Here is a 12897-nt window from a genome sequence, read left to right as displayed (position 1 = left end):
GGATCAGCATTAAGCAAACTATCTCCTGATAAGCTTCCCACCCGAAGTGCCACCAGTGGTTTGCAACTGATAGTAGTAAAATCCCGAAGGCAATTGGGTTCCATCAATTTTTATTTCATTAAAGCCTGCAGGAAGCTCATAATAAATTCGCTCAAATACTTTTGTACCATCGTTTCTGAAAACATTTAGGGAAACCTTCCCGGCTTGCTGCATTTTAAAACTGATGGTGGTGAATGCGCCAAATGGATTTGGAAAAGCGCCGGAAACCAGCAAATCATTTTTTTTGTTAATCCCGACAAGGGTATCAGTAGCCCGGATTTTTACATCATCTACAAACCACGAATACCAAAGGTTGCCGCCATAAAGATTGTAAGCCTGCCAGGCGAGGCGAACCTCCTGCCCCACATAACTATTTAAACTTAAAGCAATATCGTCGTCATAATTGCTAACGCCTGCGGGATAATCTGCGGCGCTCCATAGATTTACCCAGGTAAAACCATCGGTGGAAGCCCGGACAAGATATTCGTCGTAGTCGTAGCTATATAGCCTGACGAAAGTTTTAAAGGTAAGGACTGCATTTTCTGTAATGGCGATCAGCGGAGATATCATCCATTCGTTTTGTTCGTTTCCCTGAAAATCCCATTCTACGGCGGCTTGACGCTGGCCATGGGGCGGATAAACTTCCCACTCTACCCCATCGCTATCGGTGTAATACACCAGGCCATAGTCGTTCCAGGTAAGCCATGTAAGCGGCTGCCCGGTAACAGTCCAGTTTTCGGGTGGAAAATCCTCTCCTTCGAAACTCTCTTCAAATATGGGTTTCAACCAATCCCAATGCAATGGGTAATTATCCGACCAAGCAGCATTTCCCGGCGCATCGATGAGCCAGAATTTTATTTCGCCCTCGGTGTGATCGAGCTGACCGGGAATGGTTCCGTGATAGGTAAAATCGCCCTGTGTTCCGCTGGTTTTTCTCATCTCCACCACCTGTGTTTCTCCTTCGATGGTTACTTGTCCTTCGAGCATTTCCGGCATATCCGACACATCGCGCACCACCAGTTCGAGGCTCATAGGCTGCAGTGCGTAAACCTGCGTTCCGCCCAGCGAGATTACTACCGGCGGATCAACGTCGATGGTGCTGGTGTTGACCTCTACATCATCCAGATACATTTTCCATCCGTAGGCACTAATGGCTTTGAAAATGACATAGGTACTGCCCATATTGTCGATCGCAAATTCGTATTGATACCAACCCTTGGCGGGAACAACCGGATAAAAGTTGACAGCCCTGCTGATGGAATCCAGCAGCGTGGCTCCTTCCAGATCGGGAGAAGCGTTGTAATAGACTTCAATTTTATCGTGGCGGTTGTTGCTGGGGTCTTCGGAACGATAAAACCAAAACCGCAGCACGTTATCATCGCCCAATATTAATTCCGGGCTTATCAATACCGCCGACTTTCCAATGTTAGCATTAAATGAGTTGTACTGCGCCATAGCGCCGCTTCCGTCGTGGGGCAAACAGGCGGGCCATTCGCCAACTGTTACCCGTACAAATTCCGTATTGCCAACGATGGGATAACCCAGCCAGCCCGATGGCGGAAATTGCTCTTCTTCAAAACCATCGTTGTAGGGAAATTCAGTAATCTGAGCCTGCAACTGCAAAGCCCACAGCGCCAGAAGCAGGAAGAAGTAAATTCGTTTCATCGGTTTGATTTTTATTGTATATCAAAAATAAAGACACGATTCTGCTCATCAGTGGTGTAGCGGCGAAAAAGCGGCGGCAAGTTTGCGCGCGGCAGCGGCTATAGCCTGTGCATCATATCCCAGCTCATGGATCATCAGATTTCTGTCGCCGTGTTCCACAAACAAGTCTGGGATTCCCAGCCGGATAACCGTAGCCGAATATTGATGATCGGCCATAAATTCGAGGACGGCAGAGCCGAAGCCTCCTGCAATCACGCCATCCTCAACGGTGATAATATTCCTGAATTTTTTAAACACTTCATGCAGCATCTTCTCGTCGAGTGGTTTGAGAAACCGCACATCGTAATGAGCAGCCTCAATATCTTCCTCGCGCAAAATTTCTACAGCTTTGGCGGCTTCGTTACCAATATGACCGATGGATAAAATAGCCAGATTGCTGCCATCATTGAGCCGGCGGCCTGTGGCAGAAAGGATTTCCTCCAGTGGCGTCTTCCAGTTTTCCATAACACCGCGCCCGCGCGGATAACGTATTGCCCATGGTCCTTTGTCAGCAAGCTGAGCTGTGTACATCATGTTGCGCAGCTCCTGCTCGTTCATAGGAGCACAGATGGTCATGTTGGGAATGCACCGCAAATAGGCTAGATCGAAAGCCCCCTGATGAGTAGCTCCATCCTCCCCTACTACGCCGGCGCGGTCGATACAAAAAACTACATTGAGATTCTGCAATGCCACGTCGTGAATAATCTGATCGAAAGCGCGCTGCAGGAAGGTGGAATAGATAACACAGAAAGGAACAAATCCCTGCGTGGCCAGCCCGGCAGCAAAAGTAACTGCATGCTGTTCGGCAATTCCCACATCGAAAGCCCTGTGTGGCATCTTGTTCATGAGCATGTCGAGCGAACTACCGGTAGGCATAGCAGCAGTGATGCCCAGCACTTTGGGATTGCTCTCTGCCAGCTCAATCATGGTGCGCCCAAAAACCACCTGATATTTGGGTGGCTGCACGCCGTCGCAAGGTTTTTTGGGAACCAGCTTTCCGGTGAGCCTGTCGAATTTTCCGGGAGGTGCATGATAAATCACCGGCTCGCGCTCAGCCATCTCCAGGCCTTTACCTTTAGTAGTTACAATATGGAGCAGCTTAGGCCCCTTAATATTTTTGATGTCGCGCAGCAGCTTCACCAGGCGCTCCACATCGTTGCCATCTACCGGCCCAAAATAACGGAAGTTGAAAGCTTCGAACAAGTTGCTGCGCCGCAGGATGCTTCCTTTTACAGCGTTGCCCACCTGCTTTACGATAGCACGGGTATTGTGGCCGTATTTGGTGCCGCCGCCCAGAACGAGCCACACTTTGTCCTTCAATCGATTATAAAACGGAGAGGTTGCTATCCCGGCAAGGTAATCTTTGATAGCACCTACATTTTTGTCGATGGCAATGCCATTGTCGTTAAGGATCACCAGCAGGTTTGGATTATTTACGCCGGCATTGTTCATGGCTTCCAACGCCATTCCGCCGGTCATGGCGCCGTCGCCAATTACGGCAATGTGATGGCGTGTGGTATTACCTGCAAGCTGGGAGGCTTCGGCCATGCCCAGGGCTGCCGAGATAGAAGTGGAGGCATGTCCTACGCCAAAAGCATCATACTCGCTTTCTTCCATTTTCGGAAATCCACTGATGCCGCCTTTGCGGCGATTGGTGTCGAAAAGGTCGCGGCGTCCGGTGAGTATCTTATGGCCGTAAGCCTGATGGCCTACGTCCCAAATCAGTTTGTCGTCGGGTGTGTCAAAAACATAATGCAGCGCCACGGTAAGCTCCACAGCTCCCAGGTTGGCTCCCAAATGTGCAGGATTGTCGGAAACAGCGTCGATGATGAACTGACGCAGCTCGCCGCACAATTCCTGGAGCTGCGACTCAGGCAGCTTTTTAAGATCGGCCGGTGAATTTATTTTTTGCAACAACTTTTCAGTCATGCCTTTTTATTGAAATTAAAATGTCTGGAATATTTTATCGTCCACGGGCAAAACTACAATAATCCCAGTTCCAGCAAGGCTTCGTCCGACATCATATCTTCGTCCCAGGGCGGGTCGAAAGTGATCTCTACATCGGCTTCGATGACATCTTCGAGCTCTTCTATTTTTTGTTTTACCTCCATCGGCAACGACTCTGCCACCGGGCAGTTGGGCGAGGTGAGCGTCATCAGCACGTGCACTTTGCCATCGTCAACCTTTACTTCGTAAACCAATCCCAGTGCGAAGATATTAACAGGGATTTCGGGATCATAAACTGATTCCAGTGCTTCTATTACTGCTTCGCGCAATGACTTATCATTATTGCTGTCCATCGTTTTCGGGTTTTAATTCGTATTTGGTTTTGAATGCAAGGGCATAAAGTTTCATTTGTTTTATCATCGACACCAATCCGTTGGAACGGGTGGGCGAAAGATGTTCTTTTAAACCTATTTTATCAATAAAATCTAAATCTGCATCGATGATGGCCTGCGGAGTTTGCCCCGAAAGCACCCTGATGAGCAGGTTTACAATTCCTTTGGTAATCACGGCGTCGCTGTCGGCAGAAAAATAAATATGCCCGTCGCGGTACTCACCTTGCAGCCACACACTGCTCTGACATCCGGAGATTAGATTTTGCTTCACCTTGTATTTCTCATCAATCACCGGAAGATCTCTGCCCATTTCGATAAGATAATTGTACTTGTCGAGCCAATCGTCGTAGATTTCAAATTCGTCAACGATCTGGTTTGCCTTTTCACTGATAGATTCCATTCGTTCTTGTTGTTTTATCTTAATTATTAATACAAAAAAATAAAGCCAAAGCTACAGCAGCATCTCGCGGCTGCGCATGATGGCCTCGGTGAGTGCATCCACTTCCTGACGGGTGTTGTACATCGCAAAGGAAGCCCGAATAAAACCCGGCACACCGTAAAAGTCGATGAGCGGCTGCGTACACATGTGGCCGGTGCGCACCGCGATGCCAAACTTGTCGAGAAGCGTGCCCATATCGTAAGAATGTATTCCGGCAAGATTAAAGGTGACAACACCGGTTTTTTCAGGAGAATTGCCATAGATAATCAATCCGGGGATGGTGCTAAGCTTTTCGGTGGCGTAGTGCAGCAGTTCGTTTTCATAACGATGCATCGCCTCCGGTCCAACAGATTCCAAATATTGCAGGGCAGCTTCCAGTCCGAGCGCCCCCGACACGTTGGGTGTTCCGGCCTCAAAGCGGAAAGGCAACTCGTTAAAAGTTGTTTTCTCAAAAGTGACCTGACTAATCATTTCACCACCACCCTGATAGGGCGGCAATTCCTGCAAGATTTCCTGTTTGCCAAAAAGCACGCCGTTGCCCATCGGACCGTAAATCTTGTGTGCCGAGAAGCAGTAAAAATCGCAATCGAGTGCCTGCACATCTACCGGCAAATGCGCCACTGCCTGTGCCCCGTCGATGAGCACGCGGGCGCCGACATCATGCGCCAGCTTCACTAGCTCCTGCGCAGGATTGATGGTTCCCAACGTATTGGAAACATGCGCAAAAGCCACGAGCTTGGTTTTTTTATTAAGCTTACGCTTAAAATCTTCCATATCCAGAACGCCGGCATCGGTAATATCGGCTACCCGCAGTGTAGCTCCGTAACGGTCGCACATGAGTTGCCACGGCACTATGTTGCTATGATGCTCCATGTGAGTAATCAACACTTCGTCGCCGGCCTTGATGAAACGCTCTCCGAAAGTTGTCGCCACCAGATTGATGGATTCGGTGGTGCCTTTGGTGAAAATTATTTGCTCGGGTGCGGGTGCATTGATAAACTGAGCAACAGTTTGCCGGGCCTGTTCGTAGGCAGTGGTGGCCTGTATGCTCAATTTGTGGGTGCCACGATGGATGTTGCTGTTTTCGTTTTCGTAATAATCCGCCAAACGCTGCAGCACCTGCCGCGGCTTTTGGTTGGTGGCGGCATTGTCCAAATAAACAAGTGGCTTGTTGTAAACGGTGCGCTCCAGAAGCGGAAAATCTTTGCGTATTTTTTCTACATCAAAATTCACGTGACTTATTTTTTTAATCCCTTCCACAGAAAGGTTTTCAACTTTATTATTTGTTTTAATCATCACCCTCTAAACAGCAAATGTCGCCGATTGTTAGGCTGCCGGCAGATGAGGGCTTCATCCAGACAGCGATATTGGTCATTTCCATGAAAACTCCCATGCCACTGGCTTAGTATCAAAATATTAAAAAGGATGTTTTACATTTTCCACCAGGCCTACGACATATTTATAAGATCGACAAAAGTAGCATTTAATGAACCTTTTGCGCCCCAGCGCTGCATCATAAAAATATCAGACCTATCTTTGCCACTTTATTAATTCGGACAAAATAAACTGATAATCATGGATGAAAAACTGGCTGCCTTCGGGCGTTTGCTCACCATAATGGACGAGCTACGCGCCGGCTGCCCCTGGGACAGGAAACAAACGTTCGAGAGCTTGCGCTATCTCACCATCGAAGAAACTTACGAGCTTTCCGACGCTATTCTGGAAAATAAGCCAAAAGAAATCTGCCAGGAACTTGGCGACCTGATGTTGCACCTGGTGTTTTATGCTAAGATAGGTTCCGAAACCGGAGCCTTCGACATTAAAGATGTGCTCGATGGCATCTCCAAAAAGCTCACATCACGGCATCCGCATATTTATGCCGATGTAAGTGTAGCAGATGACGAAGATGTGAAAAACAACTGGGAGAAGATAAAGCTGAAAGAGAAAGGCCGCAAAACGGTGTTGGGTGGCGTGCCCAGCTCGCTGCCTGCCATGGTGAAGGCTTTCAGGATGCAGGAGAAGGCCCGCGGTGTGGGCTTCGACTGGAAAGAAACCGCACAGGTATGGGAAAAAGTGAACGAAGAAGTAGAAGAGCTGCAACAGGAAGTGGCACGCGGCGACACTGCCGCCATGGAGAAAGAATTTGGCGACCTTTTGTTTTCGTTGGTAAATTATGCACGTTTTATTGGTGTTAATCCCGAAGATGCATTGGAGCGCACCAACCGGAAGTTTATGAGCCGTTTCAACTACATCGAAGCGCAGGCACATAAAAACGACAAGGAAATGCACGAGCTTTCGCTGGAGCAGATGGATGCCTTGTGGAACGAAGCCAAAGAAAAAGAAGGGAAATAATAAGAAGAGAAATAACAAATCACAATGATCAAATCCCAAATAAATCCCAAAAAAACAAATTTCAAAAGGGACTCTTCTTGTGAACTTCAATGAGTTTTAAAATTTAAAAAAATAAAACAGTCCTTCCCGATGACCAACCCAAAGCATAGGACTATCTTCAACATGCAACGATTGGCGCTTACGCTGATGGTTTTTTTGCTGTTGGTCAGGCCAATGGCTGCGCAGGATTCGTTGCCAGAGCTACACATCAACAAGGAGTATCTGCTGTCGTACGCAACCGATGCTGCCAATATTGCCATCGCTCCTGTGGGTTGGGACGGCAAGCAATGGCTCGGCTTTGCAGCTTTTACAGGCGCCACACTGGTGCTTTTTACACAGGACAAAGCCATCCACGATTTTTATCTGCGCAACCACACCGCCACCCAGGACGACATTTCTAAATACGCGCTCGAACCGTTGGGAAAATGGTATCTGGCAGGGCTGCTGGGAGGCATGTATATATATGGTGTAGCAGCCAACGACAACCACACCGAAACGGCTGCCCTGCTCACCGGCAAGGCTGTGTTGCTGACGGGCGGCTACACATTGCTGCTGAAGGGCTTGTTTCAGCGAGAGCGCCCCGATGAAGGCGATCCGGCCGATCCCATGAACTGGCAAGGGCCATTGGGCGACTGGCGCGACAACTCTTTTCCATCCGGACATTCTTCGGTGGTTTTTGCAGCAGCTACTGTTCTCAGCGCTTACTATCACGAGCGCCGCTGGGTAGGCATCACCGCTTTTTCGCTGGCCTCGCTGGTAGCTATCTCGCGCACCTACGACGACCGCCACTGGGCCAGCGATGTATTTGCCGGAGCAGCATTGGGCTACGCCGTCGGAAGATTGGTTTACAACAACTACGAGCAACAGAAGATAACCGTTACACCGTTTAGCAGCAGCGGATTTACGGGCGTTACGCTAAGCTATACTTTTAAGTAAAACGAAAGGGCGCAGGGCGCATAGAGCAGTGCGCAGGGTTCTGATATGGGTTCGTGGCTCCGAAGATAACGCGGGATAGCATGGTAAAGAAAACCTCATCACTTAATCATGACCAGCCAGGTGTTTGGACGAGGCTAAGCCTCGTCATTGCTATTTCCGCAGGCTCTGCCTGCTGCTGTCTTTTTTAGATGAATTAAAAAAGGTAGGCACAGCCTACGGAAATAGATACAACTTAGGCAAAGCCTAAGCTGAACGAGAGTCTACTTTTTTGAAAAATCCAAACGCAAAAAATAATGCAACTGATCAGTGCTTATTCCCGCTGATAAGCTATCTGCAACGTTCGCCGGCTTCGCTGTTCGAGCAAAACACTACACCCCGAAACATAAGTTTGCAAATCAACACTTTCGAAGTGGCGGATGGTGAGCAGCTCCAGGCCCTCGTTGTAACGTATCTCAAAGGCCTCGCTAAGTTCCTCGAGCAGTGTCTGTAGCTTATGATGTGGATGATTGATACACACCGTGAAACTGATGGCCGAATTTTGCATCAGGTTGATGCGAATGTTGTGATCAGAAAAAACTCCAAAAAGTATTTTTAGCTTTTCTTCATTAATAAAAGAAAAATCGCGTGTGGAGAACGAAAGCAACAGCTGATCTTTTTTAAGGATAAAAAAAGGGATAAGCGTATCGGCATGTTCGCTGGCATGGATGACGGAGCCGGGCATCTCCGGATGAAAGAACGACCGTATGTGCAACGGGATGTTCTTGTTATGCAGCGGCTTGATGGTTTTGGGATGCAGAATTTTGGCGCCATAATAGGCAAGCTCTATTGTTTCGCGGTACGACAGCTCCGGAATGAGCCGGGTGGTGGCGAAATAAACCGGATCGGCATTCAACAAACCATCCACATCTTTCCACACAATAACTTCTTCGGCATCGAGACAATAGGCCAGCACGGCGGCTGAAAAGTCGCTGCCTTCGCGCCCCAGCGTAGTAGGACGGCCATCGGTGGTGCTGGCGATAAAACCCTGCGTGAGAATAAAATGCCCGGGATTGTCGGCCAGAACAGTGCGAATACGCGTTTGAATGCGTTCACAGGTCTGAGGCCAGAGAATGGCAGCGTCGCGAAAATGATTGTCGGTTTTTAGAAGTGATGGCCCTGGAAGGAGAATGTTGGGAAGGTCTTGATCATCGAACCAAACGCTTAGAATAGCTGTGGAAATCAATTCGCCGAAAGGCACCACACGATCGTAAAACTCGTCGTAGCTATAAGAGGTGTCCGCAGCTACTGCCGAAAGATTGAGCAAAAACCCATCCAGGAGGTGATGTACCGCATGATCAGCGGGGAACAGATCGTTGATAATTTGTGTATGATAATCTTTTACCTTGCTAATGCATTGATCTGTATTGCCCGTCTTTTGCCAGGCAGCATTTACAACCTCCTCAAGCATGTTCGTGGTTTTGCCCATGGCCGAAAATACTACCACCAACTCCTGCTGCCACTCCCGGCGAAGGATAGAGCCTGCGTTCCTTACTGCTTCTGCGCTATTGACGGAAGCCCCGCCAAATTTGAAAATCTTCATGTGTTTGAAAAAAAAGAAAAAGCAAAAATAATGAAGATTGGCGAGGGAGAAGGGGAAAATAGTCGGCGGTTCTCAGCAAGCAGGCGGCAGGTGGAAGACAATTAAAGAGGTTAGATTTTAATCTTGGAGCCACCCGACCGGGAGTCTTTACTCCAGAAAGATTAAGTAACAAAAGCCCCGTTCCAATATCAGGATAAGTTCAGGAAATAGAAATCTTATCCCAAATCAATTGACTTGAGTATGAAAAGATGATTTTTAAAATATGATTCCCGGAGCAAACGAAAATGCCCGGAAGGGTGTTAAAATAAGTGCTTCAAAGCATCGTTTGCATGTAAGCTTTTTCAGGCCAAATGACGAAAACCACCAGAATAGAAATCAGCATGAACATTCGCATAACGAGAAAAGCAGGCTTTTTACTCCTGCTTGTTTTTTTGTATTTAATACCGGCGGCGCAGCAAACCCGCTATTACGAACCACCCGAAGCTACCTACCGCATGGCCACCGACCTTGTGGCCAATAAACAGTACGGCGCAGCTCGCGAGGTTTTCCTAACGCTGATCGACCAACTTCCTCCCAATGAAGAGTTGATGCGCATGGACGCCGCCTACTATATCGCGCTGGCCGACTACAAGCTCGATCATCCGGAGGCACGGCAAGAGTTCGAGGATTTTCTGTTGCGCTACGACGCCCATACGAAAACGAATCTGGCACGGCTGCATCTTGGATTTATCACCTACGATGGCCGTCGCTACAAGCAAGCCATAGATGAGTTTGAAAAGGTAGAGCCTTATCACCTTACGCCCAAGGTGCTGCCCGAATATCTTTACAAATTAGGCTACAGCTATCTGCAAACCGACAACTACGAAAAAGCTCGTGAGGTACTTTTCCCGGTTTTAAATACACCTTCTGATTACCAGCAGGGCGCTAACTATTACTACGCACAGATTGCTTATCTGCAGCAGGATTACGACGAAGCGCTGAAGTATTTTAGCAAAGTGGACAAAAATTCGGAGATTGGCGCAGAGGTGCCTTTTTATCTTTTACAAATCAATTATGTCCGAAAAGATTTTGATGCGATAGTCTCCGCCGGGCCAGATCTGGTATGGGCCACCAGGGACAAAAAAAAGCAAGCCGAAGCTGCACGGGTGGTAGCCGAAGCTTTTTATCAAAAAGGTGATTATGCTCAGGCACTCGAATATTTTGGGATGTACGACAAAAACATCCGTCGCACGCTTTCGCGCGAAGAGCAATACCAGATAGCTTTTGCGCTGTACCAAACCGGAAAATATCAGGAGGCTGTGGCCAAATTTGAAAAAGTGGCCGGCCCAAAAGATGCGCTTTCGCAAAATGCCTATTACCACCTTGCCGACAGCTATCTGAAAACCGACAAACAACAGTTTGCACAAAGTGCTTTTTATAATGCCTGGCAACTGAACGGCGATGAGAAAATAAAAGAAGATGCTCTTTTTAATTACGCCAAACTAAGCTACGAGCTGGCTTACGATCCTTTCGGCAACTCGCTGGAGGCACTCATGCAGTACGTCAACGACTACCCCGACTCTCCGCGCACCGACGAAGCAATGGATTATCTCACAAACCTCTTTTTATCGACCAAAGATTACCAGGCCGCCATCAACGCCATCGAGCGCATGCACACCAAAAATAATGTACTGAAAACGGCGTATCAGCGTATCACGTATCAACTGGCGGTACAAAACTTCAACGCCGGCCGCTGGGAGGAAGCACTGGCCAATTTCAGAAAATCGCTGGCCAACACTTACAACCGCGACCTCACCACCCGCGCCAAATACTGGATGGCCGAAACCTATTACCAGCGCCAGCAATATAGTACAGCCATCGAGCATTACGAAGACTTTATGACTGCACCCGGCTCAGCCCGCCTCGACCTCTATCCGTTGGCACGCTACCAACTGGGTTATTCCTATTTTAATCTTAAACATTATGACAATGCACTGGCGGCTTTCAGACAATTTGTAAACCGCCCCGGAAAAAGCAGCGAAGAATATGTTTCGGATGCGCTAATGCGGATGGGCGATTGTTATTTTGTCACCAAAAACTACCGCCCTGCCATCGAACAATACGATCTGGCTTTGGAGAAGCGTTCGCGCAATGCTGATTATGCCATGTTTCAGAAGGCGCTTTCGCAGGGAGCACTGGGCAATGACCAGGCAAAACTCTCAACGCTGAACCAACTTATTCAGAAATATCCCGCCTCCAACTTCCAGGACGACGCCTATTACGAAATGGCCGAAACGTATCTGTTGACAAACAACAATGACGAGGCACTGACACGTTTCGATGATTTGATCAGGAAATTCCCGAACAGTAGCTACGTGGTAAAATCGATGCAGCGAAGTGCGCTGGTGCATTACAACCAAAACCACTACGATGAGGCGATTCAAATTCTTAAAAAACTGGTAAAGGATTATCAGGGTACCGATGAGGCACGTGAGTCTTTGGCAACCATCCGCAACATTTACATGGATAAAAACGAAATCGCCTCTTATTTTAAATATGCCGAAACGGTTCCTTTTGCCAGCGTAACGGCGAGTGAACAGGATTCGCTGACGTGGATCAACGCCGAAAACCTTTACAGGAGCGGCCGCTGTGAGAATGCTGTGAAGGCGCTGGACACTTATCTTGATGAATTTCCCAACGGCGCATTTATGATCAATGCCAGCTACTACCGTGCGGAGTGCAACATGAAACTTGCAAACCGGGAGGCAGCGCTCGGAGATTATATGCGCATCGCGCAAGCGCCCAAGTCGCGCTACACCGAACATGCGCTCGTGCAGGCCGCAATACTCAACGACGAAGCCGGCAATACAGAAGCAGCTTTAGAAAATTATCAGCAGCTCGAAAACATGGCCGACAACCCCGCCAACGTAACCACTGCGCTGGCCGGACAAATGCGGGCATACCACGCACTGCAACAAACTGCTGACGCCATGCAGGCAGCGCGCCGGCTCTTGCAGCTCGAAAACATAGACCCGCCCCTGCTGCCCGAAGCCAATTATATTATTGGTGTGAATGCATGGAAAAATAATGATTTACAAACCGCTACTCCGGCGCTTGAAAAAACTGTAGCCCTTTCTGATGGAGCAAGAGGCGCCGAGGCCAAATACCTTTTGGCTGAAATACAGTTCCAACAGAAAAATTTAGCGAAAGCGGAAAATCTTATTTTTGAACTCTCCAACGATTATCCGGCGCAGGAATACTGGAAAGCAAAAGGCTTTATCATGCTTGCCGAAATCTATGCGGCCACCGACAACGAGTTTCAGGCGCGGCAAACCCTGCAAAGCATCATCGACAACTACCCAGGCCAGGACCTGCGCGACTTGGCAGCCCAAAAGCTGCGTCAGATAGACGGTGCCGCACCTGCCAACGACACAACGCCTGAGAATACCAATCCCCGCAAAAACAGACGCCGCTAATTAGCTGCTGCCGCG

9 protein-coding genes are annotated in these 12897 nt (G+C 48.5%); 3 read left to right on the top strand and 6 right to left on the bottom strand.

Going from position 1 to position 12897, the window contains the following annotated elements; translation table 11 throughout:
- Positions 1-18 precede the first annotated feature (18 nt).
- The 5 genes from VFC92_04885 to VFC92_04865 are packed head-to-tail and all read right to left on the bottom strand — an operon-like array spanning position 19 to position 5754.
- Positions 19-1704 (bottom strand): choice-of-anchor J domain-containing protein, encoded by a 1686-nt coding sequence (locus VFC92_04885; GenBank protein ID HZK07513.1) that lies wholly within the window; start codon positions 1702-1704, stop codon positions 19-21.
- Positions 1705-1752: 48 nt separating this feature from the next.
- The gene (dxs, locus tag VFC92_04880; protein ID HZK07512.1) at positions 1753-3672 is read right to left on the bottom strand and encodes a 1-deoxy-D-xylulose-5-phosphate synthase; all 1920 of its coding nucleotides are present in this window, start codon (positions 3670-3672) and stop codon (positions 1753-1755) included.
- Between the two features lie 53 nt (positions 3673-3725).
- Positions 3726-4043, bottom strand: a complete 318-nt coding sequence (locus VFC92_04875; protein HZK07511.1) for an iron-sulfur cluster assembly protein — start codon at positions 4041-4043, stop codon at positions 3726-3728.
- Positions 4030-4482 (bottom strand): SufE family protein, encoded by a 453-nt coding sequence (locus VFC92_04870; GenBank protein HZK07510.1) that lies wholly within the window; start codon positions 4480-4482, stop codon positions 4030-4032. Before VFC92_04870 ends, VFC92_04875 begins: the two co-directional genes overlap by 14 nt.
- A 51-nt stretch (positions 4483-4533) precedes the next feature.
- On the bottom strand, positions 4534-5754 hold the full coding sequence (locus tag VFC92_04865) for a cysteine desulfurase (protein HZK07509.1): 1221 nt from the start codon (positions 5752-5754) through the stop codon (positions 4534-4536).
- A 342-nt stretch (positions 5755-6096) separates the two neighbouring features.
- On the opposite strand from VFC92_04865, the gene mazG reads away from it, so the two are divergent.
- Both mazG and VFC92_04855 read left to right on the top strand, forming a co-directional pair.
- Complete coding sequence (gene mazG, locus VFC92_04860; protein HZK07508.1) at positions 6097-6873, top strand: nucleoside triphosphate pyrophosphohydrolase; 777 nt, start codon at positions 6097-6099, stop codon at positions 6871-6873.
- A 129-nt stretch (positions 6874-7002) separates the two neighbouring features.
- Entirely contained in the window at positions 7003-7848 is an 846-nt protein-coding gene (locus tag VFC92_04855) for a phosphatase PAP2 family protein (protein ID HZK07507.1), read from the top strand.
- Between the two features lie 310 nt (positions 7849-8158).
- Here the strand turns inward: VFC92_04855 and VFC92_04850 are convergent, their stop codons facing one another.
- Positions 8159-9427 carry an aspartate kinase gene (locus VFC92_04850; GenBank protein HZK07506.1) on the bottom strand — a complete coding sequence of 423 codons (1269 nt, stop codon included), beginning with the start codon at positions 9425-9427 and terminating at the stop codon, positions 8159-8161.
- A gap of 380 nt (positions 9428-9807) precedes the next feature.
- On the opposite strand from VFC92_04850, the gene VFC92_04845 reads away from it, so the two are divergent.
- Complete coding sequence (locus VFC92_04845; GenBank protein ID HZK07505.1) at positions 9808-12882, top strand: tetratricopeptide repeat protein; 3075 nt, start codon at positions 9808-9810, stop codon at positions 12880-12882.
- Positions 12883-12897 lie beyond the last annotated feature (15 nt).

It is taken from the genome of Bacteroidales bacterium (assembly GCA_035647615.1).
In the GTDB taxonomy this organism is placed as follows: domain Bacteria; phylum Bacteroidota; class Bacteroidia; order Bacteroidales; family 4484-276; genus SABY01.
This window is presented reverse-complemented; position numbering and strand designations above follow the sequence as displayed.